The 26,168-nt window shown below is 69.0% G+C and carries 26 protein-coding genes; 11 read left to right on the top strand and 15 right to left on the bottom strand.

The window, feature by feature from the left end; genetic code table 11:
* Window positions 1-248 precede the first annotated feature (248 nt).
* The 3 genes from hemL to prs all read left to right on the top strand — a co-directional run bounded on the left by hemL (window position 249) and on the right by prs (window position 3,324).
* Window positions 249-1,586 (top strand): glutamate-1-semialdehyde 2,1-aminomutase, encoded by a 1,338-nt coding sequence (gene hemL, locus VI123_RS01450; RefSeq protein WP_336336298.1) that lies wholly within the window; start codon window positions 249-251, stop codon window positions 1,584-1,586.
* A gap of 1 nt (window position 1,587) precedes the next feature.
* Window positions 1,588-2,388, top strand: coding sequence for an HVO_0234 family beta-propeller protein (locus tag VI123_RS01445; protein ID WP_336336297.1), 801 nt, complete (start codon window positions 1,588-1,590; stop codon window positions 2,386-2,388).
* An 81-nt stretch (window positions 2,389-2,469) separates the two neighbouring features.
* The gene (prs, locus tag VI123_RS01440; RefSeq protein ID WP_336336296.1) at window positions 2,470-3,324 is read left to right on the top strand and encodes a ribose-phosphate diphosphokinase; all 855 of its coding nucleotides are present in this window, start codon (window positions 2,470-2,472) and stop codon (window positions 3,322-3,324) included.
* Here the strand turns inward: prs and VI123_RS01435 are convergent, their stop codons facing one another.
* The 3 genes from VI123_RS01435 to VI123_RS01425 form a co-directional block, all read right to left on the bottom strand.
* Window positions 3,325-4,578 carry an MFS transporter gene (locus tag VI123_RS01435; protein WP_336336295.1) on the bottom strand — a complete coding sequence of 418 codons (1,254 nt, stop codon included), beginning with the start codon at window positions 4,576-4,578 and terminating at the stop codon, window positions 3,325-3,327.
* A gap of 136 nt (window positions 4,579-4,714) precedes the next feature.
* Window positions 4,715-7,918, bottom strand: coding sequence for an isoleucine--tRNA ligase (gene ileS, locus VI123_RS01430; RefSeq protein WP_336336294.1), 3,204 nt, complete (start codon window positions 7,916-7,918; stop codon window positions 4,715-4,717).
* A gap of 86 nt (window positions 7,919-8,004) precedes the next feature.
* Complete coding sequence (locus tag VI123_RS01425; protein WP_336336293.1) at window positions 8,005-8,175, bottom strand: DUF4177 domain-containing protein; 171 nt, start codon at window positions 8,173-8,175, stop codon at window positions 8,005-8,007.
* Window positions 8,176-8,259: 84 nt separating this feature from the next.
* Between VI123_RS01425 and VI123_RS01420 the strand changes: the two genes are divergently transcribed.
* From VI123_RS01420 to VI123_RS01410, 3 genes are read left to right on the top strand one after another with little or no spacing between them, the layout of a single operon-like run.
* Window positions 8,260-8,883 (top strand): uracil-DNA glycosylase, encoded by a 624-nt coding sequence (locus VI123_RS01420; RefSeq protein ID WP_336336292.1) that lies wholly within the window; start codon window positions 8,260-8,262, stop codon window positions 8,881-8,883.
* Window positions 8,884-8,917: 34 nt separating this feature from the next.
* On the top strand, window positions 8,918-9,346 hold the full coding sequence (locus VI123_RS01415; RefSeq protein ID WP_336336291.1) for an HIT family protein: 429 nt from the start codon (window positions 8,918-8,920) through the stop codon (window positions 9,344-9,346).
* Between the two features lie 42 nt (window positions 9,347-9,388).
* On the top strand, window positions 9,389-10,117 hold the full coding sequence (locus tag VI123_RS01410; RefSeq protein ID WP_336336290.1) for an AAA family ATPase: 729 nt from the start codon (window positions 9,389-9,391) through the stop codon (window positions 10,115-10,117).
* Here the strand turns inward: VI123_RS01410 and VI123_RS01405 are convergent.
* Both VI123_RS01405 and VI123_RS01400 read right to left on the bottom strand, forming a co-directional pair.
* The gene (locus tag VI123_RS01405) at window positions 10,114-10,485 is read right to left on the bottom strand and encodes a universal stress protein (RefSeq protein WP_336336289.1); all 372 of its coding nucleotides are present in this window, start codon (window positions 10,483-10,485) and stop codon (window positions 10,114-10,116) included. The genes VI123_RS01410 and VI123_RS01405 overlap by 4 nt on opposite strands.
* 43 nt (window positions 10,486-10,528) lie before the next feature.
* Window positions 10,529-11,617: a hypothetical protein gene (locus tag VI123_RS01400; RefSeq protein ID WP_336336288.1), complete on the bottom strand. Its 1,089-nt coding sequence runs from the start codon at window positions 11,615-11,617 to the stop codon at window positions 10,529-10,531.
* A 172-nt stretch (window positions 11,618-11,789) separates the two neighbouring features.
* Here VI123_RS01400 and VI123_RS01395 point away from each other — a divergent pair, with 172 nt between their 5' ends.
* Window positions 11,790-11,960, top strand: a complete 171-nt coding sequence (locus VI123_RS01395; RefSeq protein ID WP_336336287.1) for a hypothetical protein — start codon at window positions 11,790-11,792, stop codon at window positions 11,958-11,960.
* A gap of 83 nt (window positions 11,961-12,043) precedes the next feature.
* Window positions 12,044-12,781, top strand: a complete 738-nt coding sequence (locus VI123_RS01390; protein WP_336336286.1) for a ribonuclease H-like domain-containing protein — start codon at window positions 12,044-12,046, stop codon at window positions 12,779-12,781.
* Window positions 12,782-12,857: 76 nt separating this feature from the next.
* Here VI123_RS01390 and VI123_RS01385 read toward each other — a convergent pair whose 3' ends face one another.
* The 5 genes from VI123_RS01385 to VI123_RS01365 all read right to left on the bottom strand — a co-directional run bounded on the left by VI123_RS01385 (window position 12,858) and on the right by VI123_RS01365 (window position 15,939).
* Window positions 12,858-13,163: a hypothetical protein gene (locus VI123_RS01385; RefSeq protein ID WP_336336285.1), complete on the bottom strand. Its 306-nt coding sequence runs from the start codon at window positions 13,161-13,163 to the stop codon at window positions 12,858-12,860.
* A gap of 138 nt (window positions 13,164-13,301) precedes the next feature.
* On the bottom strand, window positions 13,302-13,469 hold the full coding sequence (locus tag VI123_RS01380; protein ID WP_336336284.1) for a DUF7837 family putative zinc-binding protein: 168 nt from the start codon (window positions 13,467-13,469) through the stop codon (window positions 13,302-13,304).
* Window positions 13,470-13,521: 52 nt separating this feature from the next.
* Complete coding sequence (locus tag VI123_RS01375; RefSeq protein WP_336336283.1) at window positions 13,522-13,797, bottom strand: DUF3006 domain-containing protein; 276 nt, start codon at window positions 13,795-13,797, stop codon at window positions 13,522-13,524.
* On the bottom strand, window positions 13,797-15,227 hold the full coding sequence (locus tag VI123_RS01370; protein ID WP_336336282.1) for a lamin tail domain-containing protein: 1,431 nt from the start codon (window positions 15,225-15,227) through the stop codon (window positions 13,797-13,799). The genes VI123_RS01375 and VI123_RS01370 overlap by 1 nt, the downstream gene beginning before the upstream one ends.
* A 79-nt stretch (window positions 15,228-15,306) precedes the next feature.
* Window positions 15,307-15,939, bottom strand: coding sequence for a rhomboid family intramembrane serine protease (locus tag VI123_RS01365; protein WP_336337363.1), 633 nt, complete (start codon window positions 15,937-15,939; stop codon window positions 15,307-15,309).
* A gap of 81 nt (window positions 15,940-16,020) precedes the next feature.
* Between VI123_RS01365 and VI123_RS01360 the strand changes: the two genes are divergently transcribed.
* Together VI123_RS01360 and VI123_RS01355 are read left to right on the top strand one after the other, a co-directional pair.
* The gene (locus VI123_RS01360) at window positions 16,021-16,311 is read left to right on the top strand and encodes a hypothetical protein (RefSeq protein WP_336336281.1); all 291 of its coding nucleotides are present in this window, start codon (window positions 16,021-16,023) and stop codon (window positions 16,309-16,311) included.
* A 6-nt stretch (window positions 16,312-16,317) separates the two neighbouring features.
* The gene (locus tag VI123_RS01355) at window positions 16,318-16,761 is read left to right on the top strand and encodes a GIY-YIG nuclease family protein (RefSeq protein ID WP_336336280.1); all 444 of its coding nucleotides are present in this window, start codon (window positions 16,318-16,320) and stop codon (window positions 16,759-16,761) included.
* Here VI123_RS01355 and leuS read toward each other — a convergent pair whose 3' ends face one another.
* From leuS to VI123_RS01330, 5 genes are all read right to left on the bottom strand, one after another.
* Entirely contained in the window at window positions 16,762-19,479 is a 2,718-nt protein-coding gene (gene leuS, locus VI123_RS01350) for a leucine--tRNA ligase (protein ID WP_336336279.1), read from the bottom strand.
* 217 nt (window positions 19,480-19,696) lie between these two features.
* The gene (locus tag VI123_RS01345) at window positions 19,697-20,743 is read right to left on the bottom strand and encodes an ABC transporter permease (protein ID WP_336337362.1); all 1,047 of its coding nucleotides are present in this window, start codon (window positions 20,741-20,743) and stop codon (window positions 19,697-19,699) included.
* A gap of 10 nt (window positions 20,744-20,753) precedes the next feature.
* Window positions 20,754-22,031, bottom strand: coding sequence for an ABC transporter permease (locus VI123_RS01340; protein WP_336336278.1), 1,278 nt, complete (start codon window positions 22,029-22,031; stop codon window positions 20,754-20,756).
* Window positions 22,028-23,584 (bottom strand): ABC transporter ATP-binding protein, encoded by a 1,557-nt coding sequence (locus tag VI123_RS01335; RefSeq protein ID WP_336336277.1) that lies wholly within the window; start codon window positions 23,582-23,584, stop codon window positions 22,028-22,030. The genes VI123_RS01340 and VI123_RS01335 overlap by 4 nt, the downstream gene beginning before the upstream one ends.
* 84 nt (window positions 23,585-23,668) lie before the next feature.
* A complete protein-coding gene (locus VI123_RS01330) occupies window positions 23,669-24,826 on the bottom strand; it encodes a BMP family lipoprotein (RefSeq protein ID WP_407066969.1) in 1,158 nt (385 codons plus the stop codon).
* A 148-nt stretch (window positions 24,827-24,974) separates the two neighbouring features.
* Here VI123_RS01330 and VI123_RS01325 point away from each other — a divergent pair, with 148 nt between their 5' ends.
* Window positions 24,975-26,168 (top strand): inorganic phosphate transporter, encoded by a 1,194-nt coding sequence (locus tag VI123_RS01325; RefSeq protein WP_336336275.1) that lies wholly within the window; start codon window positions 24,975-24,977, stop codon window positions 26,166-26,168.

Here is a 26,168-nt window from a genome sequence, read left to right as displayed (position 1 = left end):
CAGCGAATCACGCGCCACAAAGACGCCCGTCCGTCCACTCATACACGGTATTCCAGCACATTCGGCTAGCATTCTGTTAGCTATGTAGATGAACACGCAGTGTAAAACAGTAACTCTTTACGAAAGCGTTTCTTTCCGAGAGAATCCGGACATCCGTTCAGCCCGCCTCGCTGGCACCCGGTCCGCTCGGCAGAATCGCACAGACGGCTAACAACAGTTTCTTTCTGGCAGCGGTCAAACGGCCGCGTATGAACCACGAGCAGTCACGAGCGCTGTACGACCGCGCCCTGTCGGTGCTGGCGGGCGGCGTCAACTCCTCCGTGCGGGCGACACGGCCCTACCCGTTCTTCGTCGAGAAGGGGGACGGCGGGCACGTCGTCGACGCCGACGGCAACCGCTACATCGACTTCGTCATGGGCTACGGGCCGCTGCTGCTGGGACACAGCTTGCCCGACCAGGTCCAGTCGGCCATCCAGCGACACGCCGCCGAGGGGCCGATGTACGGCGCGCCCACCGAGGTCGAGGTCGAACTGGCCGAGTTCGTCACCCGGCACGTCCCCAGCGTCGAGATGCTGCGGTTCGTCAACAGCGGGACCGAGGCGACTGTCTCGGCGGTCCGACTCGCTCGTGGCTACACCGGACGGGACAAAATCGTCGTCATGCAGAGCGGCTACCACGGCGCACAGGAGTCGACGCTGGTCGAGGGCGAGGGCGACCACACCGCACCCTCCAGCCCCGGCATCCCCGAGAGCTTCGCCGAGCACACGCTGACCGTGCCGTTCAACGACGAGGAAGCCGCCCGCGAAGTGTTCGAGGAACACGGCGACGACATCGCCGCAGTCCTTACCGAACCTATCCTCGGGAACTACGGCATCGTCCACCCGGTCGAGGGCTACCACGAGACCCTGCGCGAACTGTGTGACGACCACGGCTCCCTGCTGGTCTTCGACGAGGTCATCACCGGCTTCCGCGTCGGCGGCCTGCAGTGCGCCCAGGGCGCGTTCGGCATCGACCCCGACATCACTACCTTCGGGAAAATCGTCGGCGGTGGCTTCCCCGTGGGCGCAATCGGCGGCAAGAGCGAAATCATCGAGCAGTTCACGCCCGCCGGCGACGTGTTCCAGTCCGGCACGTTCTCCGGCCACCCCGTCACGATGGCCGCCGGACTGGAGACGCTACGGTATGCGGCTGAACACGACGTATACGACCACGTCAACGCGCTGGGCGAACGCCTCCGGTCGGGCCTGCAGGACATCCTCGAAGACCAGGCCCCCGAGTACACCGTCGTCGGCCGCGACTCGATGTTCAAGGTCATCTTCACCCGCGACGGGCCGGACTCCTTCGACGGCCACTGCGAGGCCGGCTGTCAGCAGCGGGAGTCCTGCCCCCGCTTCGACTACTGCCCGAAGACCGGCCACGACGTGACACAGGCCGAGACCGAGCGGTGGGAGCGGCTGTTCTGGCCCGCGATGAAAGAGCAGGGCGTGTTCCTCACGGCGAACCAGTTCGAGTCACAGTTCATCTGTGATGCCCACACAGGTGAAGACATAGAGAATGCGCTCGAAGCGTACAAAGAGGCGATATGAAGTGAGCGACGACGACATCGCGCTGTCGGAGAAGCGGATGTACGGGGAGAAGCGCCCGGAGACCCACGCGTACGTCGCGTCGGGGCTGGGCGTCACCCGCGTCGAGACCGCCGGCGGCCAGATAGGCCGGTTCAGCCTGAGCGAGCGCTGTACCGCCCGCGACGTGGCCGGCGCGAGCGGCGAGGTCGCGGTCGCCACCGACGAGGACGTGCTCGTCTCGACCGACGACGGCTTCGTCCCGACCGGGTTCGGCCCGGCCACCGCGGTCGGCTACGACGGCGACGGACTGCTCGCGGCCGGCGACGGCCGCGTCGCCCGCTACGCCGACGGCGAGTGGACTGCCCTCGGAGCCGTCGACGGCGTGCGCGCCATCGACGGCGGCCTGCTCGCCGCGGCCGACGGCGTGTACGCCCTTCCCTCGCTGGACCGGCTGGGGCTGGCCGACGTGACCGACGTGGCCGCCGGCTACGCCGCGACCGAGAGCGGGCTCTACCGCCGCGCGGGCGACGACTGGACAGAGGTCCGTTCGGGGAGCCACCGGGCCGTCGCCGCCGACGGCGACCGCGTCCACGCCGCCGCGGCGGACGGGCTCTACGAACGGACCGACGGGGCGTGGGAGCCGTGTGCCCTCCCCGTCGACGAGCGCGTGGTCGACGTGGTTCACGGCGACGACACCTACGCCATCACCGAGGACGGGACCTTCCTCGTGGCGACCGTGGCCGAGGCGACGGCGGACGGCCAGGGCGGCTGGCGGCAGCGCTCGCTGGGCGTCCCCGACGTCGTCGGCGTCGCCGTGGCCTGATGGGGTGCGGCCGCGGGACGTCTCGTCGGACGCTGTTGCGGAACCGAAACAGGGTTTAGCCCGGACAGCCACCCACCGCACATGATTATCCCCGGGGCTGACACGCAAGCGTTCGCAGCGGCCCTCGCCGAGGCGACCGGCGAGCGGCTGGGGCGGGTCGAGTACGAGCGGTTCCCCGACGGCGAGCACGTCGTCCGGGTCCCCGAGACGGTCTCGGGCGAGCGGGCCGTCGTCGTCGCCTCGACCGTCGACAGCGACGCGCACGTACAGGTGCTCCAGTTGCAGGACGCGGTCCGCGAGGCCGGCGCGAGCGAGGTCGTCACCGTCCTCCCGTACATGGGCTACGCCCGCCAGGACGAGGCGTTCAAGCCCGGCGAGCCGGTTTCTTCGCGGGCAGTGGCCCGCGCTATCTCGACCGGCACCGACCGCGTGGTGACGGTGAACCCCCACGAGCCGGCCGTCTGTGACTTCTTCGACGTGCCGGCCGCCCACGTCGACGTCGCGAGCGTCCTCGCCGACCCGCTCCCGGACGCCCTGGACGACCCGCTCTTCCTCTCGCCCGACGAGGGCGCAATCGACCTCGCCGAGACGGTCCGGGACGCCTACGGCGAGGGCGGGACCGACTTCTTCGAGAAGGAGCGCGATTACGACACCGGCGACATCGACATCCGCCCCAGCGACGCGCCGGTCGACGGCCGCGACGTGGTGCTGGTCGACGACATCATCGCCACGGGGTCGACGATGAGCGAGTCCGTGGGCGTCCTCGACGACCGGAACGCCCAGCGGGTGTTCGTTACCTGCGTCCATCCGATGCTGGCGAGCAACGCGCTGACGAAGCTCAACAGCGCCGGCGTCGAGGCCGTCTACGGGACGGACACGCTCGAACGCGCCGCCAGCGTCGTCAGCGCCGCGCCGGTCGTCGCCGAGGAACTGTAGTCACCACTCCGCCAGCCCGCCCCGCCCGTGCTGGTAGGTGAGGATGCCGATGAAGGCCGCGACGCCGGTGAAGGCCGCGGCCGCGCCGAGGTAGAACACCCACTCCATCCCCGCGTTCGTCGTCAGCCAGCCCCCGGCCAGCGGCGCGAGCACCGACCCGGGCCGCCACACCAGCGAGCGGACGCCGAAACTGGACGCGACGCCGCTACCGGACCCCTCGTCGGCGAACAGCGCCATGCTCGCCGGCTCGCGGATGGAGTCGGCGACACCGAGGAGGGCGTTCAGGACGACCAGCGGGAGGAACGCGGCCGACAGCGACCCGAAGAACGGGTAGCTCTCGGGCAGGCCCAGCGCCGCACCGACGGCCGGCGTGAACGGGACCGCCAGCGCGACCGCGCCGTAGCACAGGCCGCCGACGAAGACGAACCGCGCGCGCCCGAAGCGGTCCGAGAGCGACCCGGTGTAGGGCTGTGCGAGCATGTTCGTGAACTTCTCGGCGGCCAGTACCACCGCGACCGCCGTCACGCCGTTTATCGCCGCGTTGTAGCCGAGGCCGCCCTTCGCGGCGGCGACGCCGGCGAAGATGGGGACCCACGTCCGCACCAGCGTCACCGCGACGGCGTACTGGGCGCGGAAGCTCGTGATAGTGAGAATGCGGCGGTTCATCGCCAGGTCGGCGAAGGCGAAGCCCTCGGTCGTGGTCTCGTCCGGGTCGACCCACAGCCAGACCGCGAGCGCGGCGGCGCTGCAGATGACCAGCAACAGCCCGAACACGGCGTCGAAGCCGAACCGGTCGTACAGCGCGCCGGCCGACAGCGACCCGCCGATAGCCGCGGCGAACCGCCAGGCGTTCGACGTGCCGATAGTGGTGCCCCGCTCGCTGTCGCGGGCCAGCTGGCCCACGAGCGCGAGACCGAGGAGGCCCGCGACCGTTGCCGCGACGCCCTGGAGGCCCCGAACGAACACGAACTCCCAGCTCGAATCGACCAGCGGAAAGAGGCCGTACACTAGCGCGGCCAGGACGAGGCCGCCGACGAGAATCGAGCGCTTGTCGAAGCGGTCGCCCAGGTACGAGACCGGGACGACCGTCCCCGCCTGGGCCAGCGTCAGCCCCGTCGCGAACATCCCGAGGACGAAACCCTGCGGGTCCAGCAGGTCGATGTAGGTCGGCAGCAGCGTCAGCAGCGTCACGATGCCGAAGGAGTTCGCAAAGCGGGTGAAATACAGCGCGTACAGTTCGCGGGACTCGGTCACTGTGTCGGCGCAGGCGAGTCACTGTCTAACCGCTTTCGATTCACCCCGCTTCGCCTCGGGCGCGCTTGACCGACCGCTGTCGAAGACGCCAATCCGGCGCGAAAAAGCAACACGCTCCCCGTGGTCGCGCGCTGTCCTAATCGGACGCTTCCGCAGCCGCCACCGGCGCAATCGCAATATCCATTTCTACGCCCTCAACCTCCCAGGTTTTTCGATGGCCATCTTCGACGCCGTCTAGCTCGTCAGCGCGAACCTCGTTTTTGATGAAGTCTTCATGTCTCCGAACCAGTTCGGAGACCCTCTCATCATCTATGTCGAGATCCACGACGATGCGCGCCTCGATGTCCAGTTCGAGGTCCTTTCGCATCTCCTGGACGCGGCGGATGACCTCGCGGGCGTACCCCTCGCTCTCGATGTCCTCGGTGAGCGCGGTGTCGACGTAGACCACGCCGCCGCCGTCGAGCGCGGTGAACTCAGTCCCGGTGACGCTGTCGGGCGTCTCGCGGCGGAACTCGACCATCGCCTCGGTGAGGTCGATGTCTTCGCCGAGCGCCGCCGACACTGTTCCTTCGAGGGTATCGAGTGACCGCTCGTCGACGCGGGCCTCGTTGAGCGCGTTCATGACGCGGCCGGCGTCGTCGCCGAAGGCCGGGCCGAGTTCGCTCATGTCGGCCTCGGCGGAGTACCGGAGTTCGCCCCACTCGTCGTCAGCGCCGACGACCTCGACGGCGCGGGCGTTCAGGCGGTCGGCGACGATGGCCTCCTGTGCGCGGACGGCGTCGGCCACGTCGTCGCTGTCGGCGTCGACGACGATGCGAGTGACGGGCCAGCGCAGTTTCCGCTCGGCCTGCTGGCGGGCGTTCGACCCCGCTTCTTCGACCTCGCGGACGACCTCGATTTCGCGTTCGAGTACGGGGTCGTGCAGGTCGGCGTCGACCTCCGGCCAGTCGCACATGTGGACCGTCGGGTGGCCCGACTCTCCGGTGAGCGCGCCGTACACCTGCTCGGCGACGAAGGGCGTGAACGGGGCAAACAGCGCGGCCACGGATTCGAGCACGCGGTACAGCGTGGCGTAGGCGGCCTGCTTGGAGTCGCTGTCTTCCTCCTCCCACATCCGCTCGCGGACGACCTGGATGTAGAACCGGGAAACGTCCTCGACGACGAACTCCAGCAGTTCGTCGACCGCCTTGTCGTTCTCGAAGTCGTCCATCGACTCGGTCATCGCCTCGGTCACGCTCTGGAGCCGGGAGAGGACCCACTCGTCGACGAGTTCGAGGTCGTCGCGCACGTCCTCGACGGTAGTCTCTTCGGGATCGAAGTCGTCGGCCCGCATGTACGGCAGCGGGAAGCGCGCGACGTTCCAGAGGATGTTGAGTCGCCGCTGCATCTCGGCGGTCTCGTCCCACGAGAAGTTCATGTCGACGCCCTGTGCGGTCTGGGAGAGGAGGAACAGCCGCATCGGGTCGCGGCCGTGCTCGTCGATGACCTCGTGGGGGTCGACCAGGATGCCCTTGGACTTGGACATCCCGCGCCCGTCGGGCATGTTGGCGTAGCCGTGCATCAGCACCTGCTTGTAGGGAATCTCGCCGGTCGCGGCGGTGCTCATGCCCAGTTGCGACCAGAACCACCCGCGGGTCTGGTCGTGGGCCTCCATGATGAGGTCGGCGGGCCACAGTTCCTCGAAGGCCTCGGTCTCCTCGGGGTAGTCGACGGTCCCCCACGTCGCGACGGAGGAGTCGAGCCACACGTCGAAGACGTCGCCGACGCGGGTGTAGGTCGTGCCGTCCGCGGTGATGGTGAGGTCGTCGACGGTGCCCTTGTGGAGGTCCACCGTCTCGGGGTCGACGTCCTGGTCGACGCGCTCGGCCAGTTCCTCGCGGTCGCCGATCACGATTGCGTCGTCCATCGATCCGCCCCAGTCCTCGGGCAGCCAGATCGGGATCGGGATGCCCCAGTAGCGCTGTCGCGAGACGTTCCAGTCCGGAGCGTCCTCGACGAAGTCGCGGAAGCGGTTGTCGCGGGCCCACTGGGGGTACCACTCGCTGTCCTCGATGTTGTCGAGCAGTTCGTCCTTGATGTCGGTGACCGTGATGAACCACTGGTCGGTGACGATGCGGACGATGTCGGTGTCACAGCGCCAGCACTGCCCCTCGCGGACGGTGTGGCCGGACTCGCTGGAGAGCAGGACGCCGTTGTCGTCGAGGTCCGCGATGACCGCGTCGTTGGCGTCGCGGACGAAGGTCCCGGCGTACGTGCCCGCGTCCTCGGTGTAGACACCGTCGGAGCCGACCGGACAGAAGATTTCGAGGCCGAGTTCCTGTCCGCGCTCGAAGTCCTCCTCACCGTGGCCGGGCGCGGAGTGGACCAGACCCGTGCGGTCGGCCTCGACGTAGTCGGCGGTGTACACCTGCCCGGAGCCCTCGCCCTGGGCGTGGTCCGGCACTTCCTCGGCCAGCGGGTGGTCGTACGCCCAGCCGACCATCTCCTCGCCGGTGAGTTCCTCGACGACCTCGTAGTCGTCGTAGCGACCGGCCTTCAGCACGTCCTCGACGCAGGCCGCGGCGACGTAGAGGCGCTCGGTCTCACCGTCTTTCTCGGCGTCGACGCCGACGTAGTCGAGGTCGCCGTCGACGGCGACGAAGGTGTTGGCGACGATGGTCCACGGGGTCGTCGTCCAGATGACCAGGCTGCCCTCGCGGTCCGCGAGGTCGAACTTCACGTAAATCGACGGTTTGCCCACGTCGTGATACTCGACCTCGTTGTTGGCGATGCCGGTCTCACACCGAGGGCACTGATTGATGGAGCGCTGGCCCTGCTCGACGAGGCCGCGCTCGTGGGCGCGCTGGAAGCCCCACCAGGCGGCCTCCATGTACTCGGGGTTCACTGTCTTGTACGGGTCGTCCCAGTCCATCCAGACGCCGAAGTCCTGGAAGTCAGACTGGAGGCCCTCCAGTTGCTCCTCGGCGAAGTCCTTGCACTCCTCGATGAAGTTCTCCTCGCCGAAGCGCTCGATGTCCTTCTTGTTCTCGAAGTCCAGGCGCTCCTCGACTTTCGTCTCGATGGGGAGGCCGTGCATGTCGTAGCCCGGCCGGTCGGTGACGTCGTAGCCCTGCATCCGCAGGTAGCGGATGTAGCAGTCCTTCAGGGTCTTGTTCCACGTCGTCCCCATGTGAGCCGCGCCGGAGGTGTAGGGCGGCCCGTCGACGAAGAAGTAGTCCTCGCCGTCGGCCCGGTAGGCCTTCGTCTGCTCGTAGGCGTCGACGTCGTCCCAGTAGGAAAAGACCCCTTCCTCGACATCCTCGGGGTCGTACTGGTCGTCGACAGCGGCGAAACGTTCCATACCCGTTCCATCCGCCGCCGGCAATAAAGGACAATCGATTGTGCGTGTGCCGTTCAGACGGCGGGGCCGGCGACCTCGTGGCGCGGTCAGCGCTCGCGCTTGAGGAGGAGGCCGGCGGTCTGGCCGCTGTTTTCGGTTATCGGTGCGACGACGTCCCAGCCGTCGGCACCGAGGTCGTTCAGTTCGTCGAGCGGGACGCTGCTGCCGCCGAACATGCCGGTGTCGACGTCGAGCGTCTTGTACTCGTAGGAGGGCATACACGCGCCGTGGCGGCCACCAGCGGCAAACGTCTTGTGGTAGCGACCGCCACCGCTTTGCCGCCGACGGCCCTGCCCTCGCGTGTGCCCGAGTTCCCCGACGACGACGCGAGACACGCCCTCGCCGCGGACTGCCAGCGCTGCCCCGACCTCGCCGAGAGCCGGACCTGCATCTCGTGGGGCAACGGCTCGCTCGACGCCGCTCTCGTGGTCGTCGGCGAGGCCCCGGCCGACGGCGACCCCGAGGCCGAGCGGTGGCGCGGCGGCAACCTGACCGGCATGGCCTACACGTCGCGGCGCTCCGGCCGGAAGATCCGCGACCTGCTCGCCGACGCCGGCTACGGCCACGGCGCCTGCTACTTCACGAACGCGGTGAAGTGCCACCCGCCGGGGAACCGCGACCCGACGGCCGAGGAACTGGCGAACTGTCGGCCTTACCTCGTCAGGGAGGTCGAGGCGGTCGACCCGGCGGCCGTCGTGACCACCGGGAGGCACGCCACGGAGACGGTGCTGGCCCTCGACGACGCCCCCCTGGACGGCTTCCTCGACAGCGTGCTCGACCCCCGCCGGAGCGAGGCGCTGGGGGTGCCCGTCGTCCCGCTGCTCCACCCCTCGTACCAGGAGGTGTGGCTCTCGCGGCTGGGCTACGACCGTGCGGGGTACGTCGACGCCATCGCCGAGACGGTGGCCGGCGTCGCCGACACCTAGAACCTTCATGTGACCGCCGGACGCAGGGGCGACCATGAGCGAGGACTGCATCTTCTGTCAGATCGTCGCCGGCGACATCCCCAGCCGCACCGTCTACGAGGACGACACCGTGCTGGCGTTTCTGGACGCCAACCCCCTCTCGCCGGGCCACACGCTCGTCATCCCGAAGGCCCACCACGAGCGCCTGAACGACACGCCCGCCGACGTAGCGGGGGCGGTCATGTCCACCCTGCACGACCTCGTCCCCGCCGTTGAGGCGGCCGTCGACGCCCCCGCCAGCACGGTCGCGTTCAACAACGGCGAGGCGGCCGGCCAGGAGGTCCCTCACGTCCACGGCCACATCGTCCCGCGGTTCGCCGAGGACGGCGGCCGCCCCATCCACGCACTCGTCACCGACCGCCCCGACCTCTCCGACGCCGAACTGGACGCCATCGAGAGCGACATCGTGGCCGAACGGGACTAAAATTCCACATCTTTTTACCGAAAGATAGTCGAACAGCGACGCATGGGGGTTCCGACGCTCGCGTTCGTTGGATGTACCGGTGGTGCTGGCACGACCAGACTGACAGTCGAGGCGGCGGCGACGCTGGCTCGGGGCGGGCGGTCCGTCGCCGTCGTCGACGCGGCCTTCGGGACGCAGGGACTGGCGACCTACGTCGACGGACGGCTCGACGCCGACGTGACCGCGGTGGCGGTCGGCGACGTGCCGGTCGAAGACGCGCTGTTCGAGTGGGGGCTCGACGCCGACGGGCGGGTCGCGCTCTGTCCGGCCCACGCGCCGTTCGAGCGCCTCGCCCGTGCGAAGACCGCAGAGAGCGCACAGGCATTCGAACGAGCCATCGAGGAAGTGGCCGACCGGTTCGACCACGTCCTGCTGGACGTGCCCCCAGTCGCGTCGAACCAGGCTGTCGCCGCCGTCACGACCGCACAGCGGCGGGCGCTAGTGGTGCCGGCGAGCCAGCGGGGCAGCGACCTGCTCCCGAGACAGCGGGGCCGGCTACGGGACATCGGCGCGCCGGCCACAGCCGTCGTCGCGGCCCGGGTGGACGGCGACGACGCCGAGCCAATCGAGGACGCGGCACACACGGTGGACCACATCGGAGCGGCCGCGCCCAGGCCGCTCGCGACCGACCCCGATACCGAGGTCGCGCCGGCCGTCGCCGCGATGACCGAGGACCTGCTCGACGTCGACCTCGGCCTGACTTTCGAGGACGAGGGGCTGTTCTCCCGCTAGGGGAGCGGGACGACGACGACGGGGCGGTCGGCCCGGGCGAGTAGTGCCGCGGCCGTCGAGCCGACGCCGTCGCTGTCGTCGGTCCCGCGATGGGGGCCGACGATGAGTTCGTCCGGGTCGTGCTCGTCGACGGCCGCCAGTAGCTCCGTCAGGGGCGCTCCCGCCCGCGTCTCCGTCGTGGGCGCGAACGCCGCGAGCCGCGAACGGGCGACGTTGACGGCGTCACCCGCGTCGCGCGACGGCGCGTCGGGGTCGCGGACGGCGACCACGACGATTTCGTCGGTAGCGGGGTCGAGCCGGTCCTGGAGGTAGTCGGCGGCGGCCGCGGTGACGTGGACGGATCCGGTGGCGAGCAGAAACGTCGTCATGAGCTATCGTGTGGTTCCGCCCGGCTTCGGGCTTTCGCTCGGCTCAGACGGCCGCCAGCAGGAGCTGGAGCGCCTTCGGTAGCATGACGCCGACGCCGAGCTGGGTCCACATCGTGAACGTGGCCGGGTACTCCTTCGTCGCGGTGACGAACTCGACCTGCTTGCGGTACCGGCGGTACTCCGCCGAGGGGTTGAGCGCGTCGAACGACCGGATGTCCCACGGCGCGTCGACGTGGTCCCTGGCCCGCCTGTCGAGGTCGTAGAGGAGTTCGCGCTTCTGTCGGGCCATGTGCTGGTGGAGGACGTAGATGCCGTAGGCCATGACGCCGACCGACAGGACCCAGACGGCCGTGAACGCGGCGTTGACCGCGAGGCCGGGTGCGTCCAGCGCGCTGTAGCCGAGCGCCCCGCTGAGGATGTGCGGGCCATACGTCGCGACGGCGTAGGCGACGAGCCCGACCATCAGATAGTAGTAGGCCACTTTGACCAGTTCACCGACCGGTCGCATCCCGCCCAGTTGCTCCGGGTCCAGGTAATCGAGTGTCACGTCCGCCGCGGCGATTCGCCGGGGCAACAGCACCTCGACGGCGACGTAGGTCGCGAGAAACGACGCCAGCACCGGGACGTAGCCGAAGGGCGTCACGACGAGGAAGCGAAACACCCGCGTCGCGCCGCCGGCGGCGTAGAGCTGTGGCACGGTGAGGATGACGACGGCGTTGACGAGCGTGAAGCCGGTCCCCAGGCCGACGAGCAGCCAGACGAGCCGGTCCGGGACCAGCCCGTCGAACCGCGACGCGTCGTCGACACGCGCCTCGATGTTGCTCCGGGCGAGCGCCCGGTCGTAGCGACGGTACAGCGACTCCGTCGCAAGCGCGGCCCCGAGCAACACCAGCGGTCTGACCAGCCACAGCGGGTTCTGGACGAACGTCAACACCTGGCCCGTGAGGAGGCGATACCCCTGCAGCCCGACCAGTTCCACGGCGACGACGGCGACGGCGAACCACGTGAGCGGCCCCCAGACGGCCGACGTCCCGGTCGAACGGTCGCCGGACGCACCCAGTCTGCCGGCGAGGCGGACGAGCAGTGGTCGGCCGGCCCTGGGACCCGGTCCTGAATTGTCACCGATACCCATACGCAAACTCTCGACGTGAACGTGTAATCAAACTGACGGCGAGGCGGACCCCTCGGCGGTGGTATCCCACCCGAGTCGGCGTCAGTGTCCGGAGAACGCTATACAGATAGCGACGGGACCGCGGCCGTCGTATGCACGTAGCGGACAATCGTTCAGGGACGGGACGCCGCGTATGACCATGTCCGGAACCGACACCGCCGGCACGTCGCGGTACGTCTGTCCGTTCTGCGAGCGGACGTTCGAGCAGTCGCGGACGGCGTGTTCGAACTGTGGCAGCACGGTCGTGCTACCGCTCGAGAGCCAGTCTGCGTACGACAGCATCCTCGCGATGTGTGGGAAGTAGGCCGGTCCGGCGCGGGACTGACCGCCGGCCCGAGGCCGCCGTCACCGACGGGCTTACATACAGCCCAACCTGTACCCGAGAGCGTGCGCGTCGAGAACAGTTTCATCGGTACCGACGGCGTCGGGGAGAAGACCGAGCGGTCCATCTGGGAGCGGGGCGTCACCCACTGGGACGAGTTCGAACCGGCCGTCGTCGGCGGGCAGCGCGGCGACCGCATCCAGCAGTTCATCGACGAGGGGCGCGAGCGGGTCGCCGAGACCGACGTGGCCTACTTCGACCGGGCGTTTCCCAGCAGCGAGCGCTGGCGGCTGTACGAGACCTTCCGCGAGCGGGCCTGTTTCTTCGACATCGAGACGACCGGGCTCGACCAGGACCGCAATCAGGTGACGACAGTGAGCCTCCACCAGGACGGCGACACCGAGACGCTGATAGCCGGCGACGACCTGACCGCGGCGAACCTCCGGGCCGCGTTCGACGGCGCGGACCTGCTGGTGACGTTCAACGGCAAGCGCTTCGACGTGCCCTTCCTCGAAGCGAACTTCGACGTCGACCTCGACCGGCCACACCTTGACCTCATGTACACCTGCAAGAAAATCGGGCTCTCGGGCGGGCTCAAACAGGTCGAGCAGGACATCGGCATCGAGCGGGACCGACCGGACATCTCGGGGCAGGACGCGGTGCGGCTCTGGCGGGAACACGAGCAGGGCCGGGACGGTGCACTCGAAACGCTGGTGTCGTACAACCGGGAGGACACGGTGAACCTCAAGACGCTGGCCGAAACCGCGACCGAGCGGCTCGACGAGGAAGTTTTCGTCGGCTGATACCGCGGTCGGGAACCGTCACCACACCCCCATCGTTTCAGGTGGAGCGGAGCCGACGCCACTGGTAACTGGTGGGTTACCGGCTCCAGAAGGGCGTGTGTCCGTGCCCGAGCAGGATAGCCGCGACGTGCCAGGCGACGAGTTCGACGAACAGCCCCGTGTCCTGGTCCGTACCGACGCCGTAGAGCGACGGGAGATAGCAAAGCGGCAGTACCACCGCGCTCCAGAACGCGACCGGGCGGACGCCGACGAGCGTCACGGTCCAGACGCCCCGAACCGCGAACGCGAGCGCGTCGAGGTATCGGTCGGCGTCCGTCGCCCCGGGACTGTCGGTGTCCCTCTGGTGGGGGAGCGAGGGGTTATCGCTGTTCGACGACCCCACCGTCGCTCACCCCGTCTGGCCTCGGTATCATCGGTCGAAACAACAGTATACCGCACCTAATCGGTGGTTGCTACACATATAGGCCGGCGCGTCGGCGCGGCTACGTGTATTCACTGTTCCGGTCGGTGCCACGGGGCGTCACACCGGGTTCACGGCACCCTCACAGTCCGGGCACTCGGCGAGCATCCGGGGCCAGTCGCCGGCCGTGTCGTAGGCGATGACGAGGTTCGCCGCCGGAATCGTCACGTCACAGGCCGGGCACTTCCCGAGCGGTGGGTCGGCCGTCTCTATGTCACTGTTCCACATACGACGAACGACACACGCTAGACGTATTGTTACCAACCTCCTACGGCGCGTCTCACTCCTCGTCCCGCGGCGGCCGCTTCGAGAGCCGGTCGAACCGCCGCTGGGCCTCGCTCGCCCGGTCGGTGGTTTCGGCCGCCTCGTAGGTCACGTCCGCGAGCGCCGCGTCCGCGACGGTTATCTCCAGGACCGCGTCGGGCGTCCGCGCCTCTGGCGGCAGTTCGCTCGCCTCGACTTCGAGGGCGTACAGGTCGCCCTCCGCCTCCAGTTCGAGCGTCGCGGTTCCCTCCTCGATTCGGTCGACCACGGCGGTGTAGGTTCCATCTAGCATCAGTAACTCCGTTCCAGTACGGTCTCGTTGTCGGCGTCGGTCACGGTCACGGTGTCGCCGCCGTTGTTCCATATCGGCCGCCCGGCCCCCCAGTACCGGTCGGTGTCCGTGTCGGTGCCGCTGCCGGTGTGCAGGGTGACGGTCTCGTCCGGGCCGAGGGTAGCCCCCTCCGGGAACACGTAGGTGCGGCCGGACTCGTCGGTGACCGTCCAGCCGCCAATCGCCAGCGGAGCCGCGCCCGCGTTCCGGAACACGACGTACTCGTCGTTGAGGTTGTCCCGGTCGTCGCCGGCGGCGTCAGCGCGAATCAGGTCGACGACCAGGTCCCCGCTCGTGTTCCCGGTGGGCGTTCCGCCGTCGGTCACGACCGGCGTGTCGGTCCGGGGCGACGAGCCGGCGCGGTAGGTCGCACGCTCCGAGACGGGGTCGGTCGTGCCGGGCGCAATCGGGTCGCCGGCACGCAACGACAGCGGGTCGGTCGGCGCGGCCCGTTGCGTGCTGACGGTCACGGCGGTCCCGTCGCTGGTCAGCACGGTGTCGCCGTGGGTGGCGGTCCAGTACGTCGGCACCGACCGCGCCGCGAGGCGCGCGAGCGTCTCGTTGCTGGGGTGGCCGTACTGGGAGTCGTAGGCGCTCGAAACGACGACCGTCCGGGGGTCGGCGGCGTCGAGCAGCGCCCCGCTCGTACTGGACGCGCTGCCGTGGTGGCCGGCCTTCAGCACCGTCGCCCCGAGCTCCGAGCCGTAGGTCTCGACGAGGTACCGCTCCTGGTCGTCTTCCGCGTCGCCGGTGAAGAGGAAGCTCGTCTCGCCGTGCTCGATTCGGAGGACGATGCTGTTCTCGTTGCGGGCCGCGCTTTCGAGGTACGGCTCCGGCGGGCCGAGCACGGTCGTCTCGACGCCCGCGAACCGAATCCGGTCGCCCTCGCGGGTCTCGTACAGCGTCACGTCGTGGGTTTCGACGGCGTCGAGGTATCGCTCGTAGGTCCGCGTGCTCGCGGCGATACCGGGGTCGTACACCGCGCCGACGCCGTCTGCCTCGGTCTCGTAGTGCCTGATGACGGCCGCGTTGCCGCCGATGTGGTCGGCGTCGTTGTGGGAGACGACGAAGTGGTCGATGCGCTCGATGCCCAGTCTGTCGAGGTACTGCAGGACGTACTCGCCGTCGTCTGTGAAGTCCCCGGAGTCGATGAGCATCGTCTCGCCCTCGGGACTGACGAGCAGGGTCGCCACCGACTGGCCGACGTTGATGAAGTGGACCGCCAGCGTCCCGTTCGCTCCGCTCGGGGTACTCGCGTCCGTCGGCACCGCCTCTGTGGCGGTCGACGGGGCCGACCCGCTGTCCACACCGTCGGCGACGAACCCGCCACAGCCGGCAAGCACCAGCAGCGCCGCGACGACCAGCGGCGCGGCCCGGCGACTTTGTCCCATCCCGTGACTGTACGTGGCCGGGTTATTTGATACCATCTACCAATTGTGTGCCACCGACTGGAGCGTCCAGCCGCCCCGGTCAGTAGTTCGCGGTCCCGGGCGTGTGCGGCGAGTCCGACGGCCGCAACAGGTGGACGCGGCCGGCGAGGAACCCGAGCAGGAGGCCGGTGAAGTGTGCGACGAGCGCGACGCCGGGGTTCGCAGTGGCGAGGGTTATCGCGGCGGCGACGACGCCGGCCAGCGCCAACTGGACCCGCGGCGCGAGTTCGAACCCCCCGACGACGGTGTCGGTCAGGCGGTTGGCGGCGAGCAGGTACCCGAAGAGGGCAAACACCGCCCCGCTGGCCCCGAGCACGGAGACGTAGCTGACCATCCCGGGGACGAGTGGGCCGAGGAGGCTAGCCACCGAGACCTGCGCGACGCCGGCGAGCGCGCCGGTCGAGGCGAAGAAGGCGTGGAACCGGAGCGGCGTCGTCCGGCGTTCGATGACGATCCCGGCCAGCGCCAGCCCGACGGCGTTGGCGAGGAGATGAGGCAGGCCGGCGTGTGCGTACACGCTGGTGACGAGCGTCCACGGGCGGCCGAGAAGCGGAGGCGAGAGGGCGAACAGGCTCCGCGGGGCAGTCACCACGCCGACGGCCTGCTGGACGAGGAACACGGCGAGGATGACCGCCAGCGTGACCGCGGTGGGGCTTTCACGCAGCGACTTCATCTGGTCGGTGTTGTCGCCCGCGGTACAAGAACCGCTCGGCGTTTCAGAACGCATACGTGGCAGCGCCGCGTTAGGCCGGGTATGTCCGAACTCACCGACGCGCTCGCTACGGCGTTCGCCGACGAGACCGACGACGAGACCGCACAGACAGCCGCCGAGAACGTCGCCGCCTTCGCCGAGGAGTACGACGAGGACCTGACAGCCGACCGCGTCACCGACCTGCTCGCGGCCGCGCCCTACGACGGGTTCGGCCGCCGGTTCAACTGGGTCGTCGGCGAACTCGCCGCCGAGACCGAGGACTGCACCGACTCCCGGGCGTTCCGCATCGACGGCTTCGGCGACCTCGCGGCCGACCCCGACATCGGGGCGTAAGCGGGGATGGCCGGCGGCACCTACACGCTGGTGCTCGAACGGGACGCCGACGGGCCCATTACCGTCGGCGCGCTCGGGGACGTCGCGTTCCCGGCGGGCTGGTACGCCTACACCGGAAGCGCGCTGGGCAGCGGCGGGTTCGGCCGCATCGACCGCCACCGCGCGGTCGCCGCCGGCGACAACGACACCCGGCACTGGCACGTCGACTACCTACTGGGCGACGCGGCGACGACCGTCGAGCGGGTCGTCACGACCGAGGCCGACGTCGAGTGTGCCGTCGCCCGGCGGGTCGACGGTCCGACGGCCGATGGGTTCGACCGCGTCGACGCCTTCGGCTGTTCCGACTGTGACTGTCGGTCTCACCTGATACACCACGACCAGCGGGAGGAACTGGTCGGCGCGGTGACCGACGCCCACGAGGCCGCCCGCGATACGGCCGCAGGCGAGTAGTCAGGAGATGTGAATCGCGGGCTTGTTCGGCCGGGCCTTGGCCGCGAGGTCGTCGTCGGGTTCGGCCCGCCGGACGACCACGTCGCAGTCGAACTCGTCTTCGAACAGCCACGCGGCCTGCCGGAGCACGTCGAGTTCGCGCGCGCCGTCGATTATCGGTTCGAGTCCCGCGCCGCGGTCGGCCAGGCGGTCGGCGAACTCGGCGGCGGCGTCGCCGTGCTGTTTGATGCGCTCGTCGGCCATGATTTCGCCGACGATGGCGTCGTCGGGGTCTGACTCGCGGGCGATGCCGTAGGCCCGGTACTTCCAGTCGGCGGCGACGACCAGTTCGATTTCGTTCGGCGCGTCGATGTCGACGACCTCCGTTATCTCGCGGACGTCGTCGAGGGTCCGGCGGACGACCTGGCGCTCGATGCGGTAGTCGTCGACGTCCCCCAGCGGCTCCGGCCACCGGCTCTCGGCGACGAGACCGTCCTCGTCGAGCAGTTGCCACATCTCCTCGGCCAGGAACGGCGCGATGGGGGCGACCAGGCCAGCCAGCACCCGCAGCCCCCGGCCGTAGGCGAACTGGTAGGGCCGGTCGTAGCCCGCATAGCGGCCCAGCAGGCGGGCGAACCGCTGGAGCTCGCTGACGACGCGGTGGAACCGGAAGCGCTCGTACTCCTCGGTGACGGCCGCGATGGTCCGGTCGATTTCCCGCTCCAGGTACGCGTCGTGGTCGGCGCTCTCGGTCCGGGTCTCGGCTCGGTCGACGTACTCCGTGACGAGCCGGTACAGCGTCTGCTGGAAGTCGTAGGCCGTCGAGACGTCCTTGACGGTCCACTCGAAGTCCTGGGAGGGGTGGGCCGCCGAGAGGACGAACAGCCGCGTCGTCTCGGCCCCGTACTCGTGGGGCGCGATGTCGTTGCCCTTCGACTTGGACATCTTCTCGCCGCCGTGGAGCACCGTCCCCTGATTGATGAGCCGCTCGACCGGTTCCTCGCGGTCCAGCAGGCCGATGTCCGAGAGCGCGCGGGCGAAAAAGCGGATGTACAGCAGGTGCAGGACGGCGTGTTCCTCGCCGCCGACGTACACGTCGACCGGGAGCCACTCGTCGGCGGTGGCCTGGTCGAAGGGCGCGTCCGCGAAGTGGCTCGCGGTTCCACCGCTCGCCTGTTCCGAGGCCTGTTGGGCCTCGCCATGCGGCGACAGGTAGCGCAGGAAGTACCACGAGGAGTCGACGAACGTGTCCATCGTGTCCGTCTCCCGCACCGCGTCGGCCCCGCAGTCCGGACAGGACGTCTGCTTCCACTCCTCGGCGGCGTCCAGCGGATTGCCCGTCGTCTTGACGTACTCGGGCAGTTCGACGGGCAGGTCCGCCTCGGGAACCGGGACGTGGCCGCAGTCGTCGCAGTGGACGACGGGGATGGGCGTCCCCCAGTAGCGCTGGCGCGAGATGAGCCAGTCACGCAGGCGGTAGGTCACCGCGGACTCGGCGGCGTCGTGTTCGCGCAGGCGCTCGCGGGCGGCCGAACTGGCGAGGCCGTCGTACCCGGCGCTGTTCGTGAGCATCCCGTCGTCGCTGTATGGCGCGTGCGGGAGGTCAGTTCCGCTGCCGTCGACCGGTTCGACGGCCTGCTCGACGGGCAGGTCGTGTTCGGCGGCGAAGGCGTGGTCCTGCTCGTTGTGGGCCGGTACGCCCATGACCGCGCCCGTGCCAACGTCGTCGAGGACGTACGCGGCGACGTAGACGGGGAGTTCCTCGCCGGTGTAGGGGTGGGTCGCCGTGAGGTCCGTTTCGACGCCGCTCATCCCGGCGTCGTCCGTGGCGGCGACCGACTCCACGTAGTCGGCGACGGCCTCGTCGTCGGCAGCGAGCGCCCGCGCGAGGTCGTGACCGGGCGAGAGCGCCAGGTACGTCGCGCCGAAGGCGGTGTCGAGACGGGTGGTGAAGGCGTCGACCGTCGGGTGGTCGCCGTGGTCGACGTCGAAGGTGACGCGAGCGCCCTCCTGGCGGCCGATCCAGTTGCGCTGGCTGTCCCGGACGCCGTCGGGCCACCCCTCCAGGTCGTCCAGCCCGTCGTACAGGTCCTCGGCGTAGTCTGTGATGGTGAAGAACCACTGGTCGAGGTCGCGCTGCTCGACGCCCGTGCCACAGCGCCAGCAGACGCCGCTACCGTGGGTATGGCTGTGGCCGGTGCCGGCGTCGTCGGCTTCCGGCGGCGTCTCGACCTGCGCGTCTGCGAGCACCGTCCCGCAGTCCGGACACCAGTTCACCGTCGCCGCGCCGTACTCGACCAGCCCCTCGTCGTAGAAGCGCGTGAACAGCCACTGGTTCCACTGGTAGTACTCCGGGTCACAGGTCGTTATCTCCCGGGACCAGTCGTAGCCAAAGCCCATCTCCCGGAGGTCGTCGCGCATCTGGTCGATGCAGGTCCGGGTCCAGGACTCGGGGTCTGTGTCCCGTTCGTAGGCCGCGTTCTCCGCCGGCAGGCCGAAGGCGTCCCACCCCATCGGGTGCAACACCTCGTCGCCGGCCATCCGCCGATACCGGGCGTACGCGTCGGTGATGGCGTAGTTCCGGATGTGTCCCATGTGCAACGAGCCGGAGGTGTAGGGGAACATCCCCAGCACGTAGGTCGGGTCGTCGGCGTCGGGCGGGCACTCGAAGACGCCCTCCCGCTCCCAGACCTGCTGCCAGTACTCCTGGACCCGCGCGTGGTCGTATCGGCGCGACATTTGCTAGTTCGTGGTGTGCCGCCCGCGCACATCAGTGTTCGGCTATGAAGAGTGGCGGCTCGGAGTGAGATTGTGGTCGTGGACAGCCAGAGGCCCACCCAGCATAGTTTGGGTAGTCATCCACGGGTAGGACTGAAAGGGGCGTTCTGGCTGTTCGCGTTCAATAACCATGCTCTACTGCTGCGTAAAAGCAAGTCCGGAGAAGATTAGGCCTCGCTCACTCCTCGCCGGACTCGTAGTGCTCGCCGGCGGCTTCGGGCAGGCGGGTCCGGCCCACCAGGGCGAGGACGACGATGACGGCGACGAACGGAATCGTCTGGACCAGCGAGTCGGGGACGGCGATGACGTCGGCCGTCTGGAGGCGCAACTGGACGGCGTCGAGGCCGGCAAACAGCGTGGTCGACAGCAGGGCCCCGACCGGGTTGTAGTTGCCAAAGAGGTAGGCGACGATGGCGATGAACCCCTTGCCGTTGACCATCGTCGGGCCGTTGCCGGTGAACTGGCCGATGTTGATGGCGAGCGCGGCCCCGCCCATCCCGGAGAAGACGCCGGACAGCAGGACGGCGGCGTAGCGGACGCGGGACACGTCGACGCCGGCGGTGTCGAGCGCCTTCGGGTTCTCGCCGGCGGCCCGGACCCAGCGGCCGAAGGTCGTGCGGTTCAGCACGTACCACGAGACGGCCACGGCGAGGAACATGATGTACACCGCGGGCGAGGCGTCGAACAGCGCGCCGAAGAAGGGCAGGTCGGCCAGCCCCGGGACGGTTATCGTGTCGAAGGTGCCGACGCTCTGGGTGTTGGGACCGCCGTAGAACACCTGCGAGGCGAAGGGAGCGAGCCCGAGCGCGATGAGCCAGACGGCCAGCCCGGCGATTATCTGGTCGGCACGGAACTCGATACAGACGGCGGCGAACACGCCGGCGAGCAGCGTCGAAGCGACGATGCCGACGAGGAAGCCGAGCCACAGCGAGCCGGTCGCGTCGGCCCCGAAGATGGCCGCGAACGCGGAGATGATGAGCAGGCCCTCGAGCCCGATGTTGATGATGCCGCTCTTCTCGGCGAAGATGCCGCCCAGCGCGGCCAGCACGATGGGAACCGAGAGCCGCAGCGTCGAGGACAGCGTCGACTTCGAGGCCAGCACCCAGAATATCTGGCCGGGCGTCGACGCCGGCGCGAAGACGCCGAAGCCGGCGAGGGCGACCAGCGTGACGACCGCGACGGCGGCGATGGATAGCCGCCCCGACGCCGAGGAGAACCTGGCCACGACGCCGTCGTCAGTCATCGGCACCACCTCCGGCGGCCGCGGCGGGCTGTCTGTCGCGCTCGCTCGTTGCGAGCCGACGGCCGATGATGCGGAAGAACTCCGGCATCGCGACGAACAGGATGATGAGCCCCCGGAGGACGCCGACGAGCTGTGGCGGCGCGTCGGTGGCGAACGCGACCACGTTCGAGCCGGACTTGAGGACGCCAAAGAGGAGCGCGGCGAAGACGGCCCCAATCGGGTTGTTGCCGGCGAGGATGGAGACGGTGATGCCGTCGAAGCCGTAGCTCGGGATGCCGGTCTGGAATTTGCCCAGCGTCATCATCACGAACACGGCCCCGCCGACGCCGGCCAGCGCGCCGGACAGCGTGAGCGACGAGAGGACGGTCCGGGCGGAGTTGACGCCGCCGTACTCGGCGGCCGCGGGCTGGATGCCGGCGGTCCGCAGGTCGTAGCCGAAGGCCGTGTGTTCGAGCAGGTAGTAGACGCCGCCGACGAACACGAGCGCGAGCAGGAGCGCGAGCAGGGAGAAGTCCGTCCGCGGGTCGAACAGGACCGAGGGGAACTGGCCCTCGACGGGGAGGGTCCGCGTCTGCGTCGCCTGGCTCGTGGGGTCGGCGAAGTGGTTCCGGACGAGATACAGCGTCACCCGCACCGCGACGAAGTTGAGCATGATAGTGGTGATGACCTCGTTGGCGTCGGCGTAGGCCTTCAGTGCCCCCGGAATCGCCCCGTAGAAGCCGCCGCCGACCGCGCCGGCGACCAGCCCGAGCGGGATGAGGAGCACGAGCGCGAGCGTCCCGGAGACCAGCGAGCCGGCCCACAGCACCGTCAGCGCCGTGGCCAGCGCGCCGACGATGAGCTGGCCCTGCGTCCCGATGTTGAAGATGCCCGCGCGGAACGCCAGCGCGACCGACAGCCCGGTGAACACGAGAATCGTCGTCTCCCGGAGCGTCGCCGCAAACTGGGCGTTCAGCGGCGACCAGCCGCCGGCGAAGGGGTCGCCCAGCGCGCCGAGGAACAGCCGGTTGAACACGTAGAAGGGGTCGTAACACAGCGTCGTAGCGCCGAACGTCAATGCCGGGGACCGACAGGTCGCAAGCAGGCCCGCCGCGGTGACGATGACCGTCCCGACGACGATAGAGAGCAACAGCGCCGAGACGGCGATGAGAATCCGCTCGCCGACCGAGGTCTGGCCCAGCCTGATGAGCCGCTGTCGGTACTGTGACCACCGGTCGTCCGACCCCGGCGTCGTGTCGTCGCCGCCGGACTGCGGGCCGTCGTCGCTCATCGGTGGCCCTCCCCGTCGGCCGCGATGGTCGGGACGGCGTCGGGTTGCTGGCCCGCCATCAGCAGTCCGAGCTGTTCCTCGGTCACGCGCTCGGGGTCGACGACGTCGACGATATCGCCCTCGTAGATGACCGCGAGGCGGTCCGAGAGCGACTGGACCTCGTCGAGGTTCGAGGAGATGAGCAACACGGCCCGGCCCGCTTCCCGGAGGGCGTTGATGCGGTCGTGGATGAACTCCATCGACCCCACGTCGACGCCGCGAGTGGGGTGGGAGGCGACGACGAGCCGGGGGTCACGCGCGAACTCCCGGCCGACGACGAACTTCTGCTGGTTCCCGCCCGAGAAGGACTTCGCGTCGGCGTCGGCGTTCGGGGGCCGCACGTCGTACTCCTCGATTATCTCCTCGGCGTGGTCGCGCGTGTAGTCCCAGTCGATGCGGCCGTTCGAGGTGTAGTCGGCCGCGTGCTGGCTCCCCAGCAGGCCGTTCTCGACGAGGTCGAAGTCCATCACCAGGCCCCGCTCCTGGCGGTCCTCCGGGATGTAGGCCATCCCGGCGTCGATGCGCTCGCGTCGGCTGTCGGTGGTCCGGTCGACGCCGTCGTACGTGATGGTGCCCTCGTCGGGCACCTGGAGTCCGGTTATCGCCTCGACCAGCTCCGACTGCCCGTTCCCGTCGACGCCGGCGATGCCCAGCACCTCGCCGGCCCGGACGTCCAGCGAGACCCCGTCGACGGCGCGGACGCCCCGGTCGTCCTCCACGACGAGGTCCTCGACGTCGAGAACCGCCCGACCCGGCTCGGCAGGCTCGCGGTCGAGGTCGAGCAACACCTCGCGGCCGACCATCATCTCGGCCAGTTCCTCGCGGGTGATGTCGTCGGCCGGCACCGTCCCGACGTTTCTGCCCTCCCGCAGGACGGTGATGTCGTCGGCGGCCTCCATCGCCTCGCCGAGCTTGTGCGTGATGAAGATTATCGTCTTCCCCTGGTCTGTCAGCTCTTCGAGGACGCGAAAGAGGTCGTCGACCTCCTGCGGGGTCAGCACCGCGGTCGGCTCGTCCAGAATCAGGACGTCCGCGCCGCGGTACAGCGCCTTCAGAATCTCGACGCGCTGCTGGACGCCGACGCCGACGTCTTCGATGCGGGCGTCGGGGTCGACGTCGAACCCGTACCGTTCGGACAGGTCACGGACCTCTCGGCGGGACTGCTCGCGGTCGACAGTGAGCCCCAGCCACTTGCGGGGCTCGTTGCCGAGCGTGATGTTCTCGGTGACGGTCATCGGGTCGACCAGCATGAAGTGCTGGTGAATCATGCCGACGCCCTCGTCGATTGCGTCGCGTGGCGAGTCGAACTGCTTTGCCTCGCCGTGTACGTTGACCGTCCCCTCCGTGGGCTGGTAGAGCCCGTAGAGGACGTTCATCAGGGTAGTCTTGCCCGCACCGTTCTCGCCGAGCAGTGCGTGAACCGTCCCCTTCTCGACCGCCAGGTCGACGTCGTCGTTCGCCACGACCCCCGGGAACCGCTTCGTGATACCATCGAGGTGGACGGCCTGTTCCATACTCAGAGCCGTTAACTGCCCGTAGTTTTAACTTCACGGTTCCACAGGTCTGGCAAAAATATGCGTCCGCGCGTGGTCGGCCGGTCAGACGTTGCCGGGGTCGGTCGGCACGCTGATGTCGCCGTCGATGATGCTCTGGCGGACCTCGGACACCTCGTCTTTGACGCTCTGTGGGATTTCCGAGCCGAGCTGCTGGCCGTACACCGCCTCGACGCCGTTCTGTTCGAGGCCGAGCGTGTTCACCGCCCCACCCTCGAAGTTGTCGTTGACGACGGATTCGACCGACGTGTACACCGCGTTGTCGACGCGCTTGACCATGCTCGCGAGGATGATGTCGCTGAAGTTCTCCAACGTGACCGACTGGTCGCGGTCGACGCCGACGGCGAACCGGCCCGCCTCCTGGGCCGCCCGGAACACGCCAGTCCCGGTGTTGCCGGCCGCGTGGTAGACGATGTCGGCCCCGGAGTTGTACATCGAGAGGGCCGCCTCCTGACCGCCGGAGGGGTCGTTGAAGTCGCCGACGTAGGCCGTCTGGATGTCGATGTCCTCGTTGACGTGCTTGACGCCGGCCTTGTAGCCGGCCTCGAAGCGGCCGATGAGGTCGCCCTCGACGCCGCCGACGAAGCCGACGTTCGTGGAGTCACCCTGCGTGGAGCCGCCACCGGCCGAGAAGTCCTGGCTGGACAGGCGGGCGGCCAGCACGCCGATGAGGAACGAGCCCTGGTGCTCGCCGAACACGTACGAGCCGACGTTGTCCGCGTCGACGACGGAGTCGACGATCATGAAGTTCTGCTCGGGGTACTGTTCGGCGTTCTCGGTGAGGGCGTCGGCCTGCAGAAAGCCGATACAACAGACCAGGTCGTAGTCCGGGTTCGTCGACTGCGCGTACTGCTGCTGGAGGTTCGCGAAGTCCTGTACCGCCTCGGGCTGGGATTCGTCGTATTCGATGTCGAGTTCCTCCGCCGCCCGGATGGCCCCGGTCTGGGCCTGGTCGTTGAACGACCCGTCGCCGAGGCCGCCGGTCGCGTACACCATTCCGACGCGGGCGGCCGGGCCGCTGTCGCCGCCGTCGCCGCCGTCGCTCGCGGTGCTCCCGCCGTCGCTCCCGCCGTCACCGCCGCCGAGACACCCGGCTAACCCGATTGCAGTTGCGGTACCGACGCTGCTGATGAACGTGCGTCTCCGTTGTGACATGTCCCACCAGCGGTGTCGATGGGCGTTAAAGACTTCGGTGTCACACATTAGCCACATCTGCGACAAATCGTCCCAAGGTGGCGTCGCCGTCCGGCGCCGCGAGCATTTTATGCACTGAGTGTGAACGGCTGGCAATGACACACCGGTCGGGTTCACACAGCAACGGCAGGCAGGCCTCGAAGGGGCCCGGCACGCGGTGACCACCGTCGTCTTCTGGGCGCTGGTCGTCCTCGCGACGGTCACCGGCCTCGTGACCGCCTGGACGCTCGGTGCCAACAGCAACTCGCCGCCCTTCGCCCCGGCCATCGGTGCGAACGCCATCTCGACGATGCGGGCCGCGTTCCTCATCGGCATCCTCGCCGCACTGGGCGCGCTCACACAGGGCGGGAGCATCTCCGAGACGGTCGGGGCTGGCCTCATCGACGGCGCGACCATCACGTCGCTTGCGGCGGTCGCCGGCCTGCTGACCGCGACGGCGTTCATGGCCTTCGGCATCTACTCGGGCTATCCCGTTCCCGCGGCGTTCGCGACGACCGGCGCGATGGTCGGCGTCGGCCTCTCGCTGGGCGGCGACCCGGTGTTCGGCACCTACCGCCGAATCGCGACGTTCTGGCTGCTCGTCCCGCCGGTCTCGGGCGGCCTCGCCTACCTCACTGCGACGCTCCTTCGCCGCGACGACATCCCGGAGACCGTCGGCGTCCCACTGCTGGCCGGCGTCGTCGGCGGTATCGTCGCCAACGTCCAGTTGAGCGTCATCCCCTCGCCGCCCGGGAGCGAGCAGGGCTCACTCGCGGGCTTCGCGGCCATGGTCGCCGGGACCGAGGTCGCCGCGGTGGTCCTGACGCTGCTGGTCGCCGCCGGGAGCTTCTACTACATCCGCCTGCGGACCCAGGCCGCCGTCGACGAGGGCATCAAGACCTTCCTGGTCGCGCTGGGCAGCGTCGTCGCGTTCTCCAGCGGCGGCAGCCAGGTCGGCCTCGCCACCGGACCGCTGGAGAACCTCTACCGCATCGAACTCGGCCTGCCCGGCCTCCTCCTGCTGGCGCTCGGGGCCGCCGGCATCCTCGGCGGCGCGTGGATGGGCGCGCCCCGTCTCCTGCAGGCCACCTCCCGCGAGTACGCCCAGCTCGGCGTCCGGCGGTCCATCGCCGCACTGGTCCCCGGCTTCATCATCGCCCAGGCCGCCATCGCGCTGGGCATCCCCATCTCGTTCAACAACATCATCATCTCCGGGGTCATCGGCGGCGGCCTCGCGGGCGGGTCGGCCGGCGTCTCCCGCCGGAAAATCGGCGTCACCGTCGGTTTCTGGCTCATCACGCTCGTCACGAGCGTCGCCGTCGGCTACGGCGTGTACCAGGCGCTGGCAGCGGTCCTCGGCGGCCAGGCGTAA

This window comes from Haloarcula sp. DT43, assembly GCF_037078405.1.
GTDB lineage: Archaea > Halobacteriota > Halobacteria > Halobacteriales > Haloarculaceae > Haloarcula > Haloarcula brevis.
Note: the sequence above shows the minus strand (reverse complement) of the source record. Positions and strands in the feature narration are given on the sequence as shown.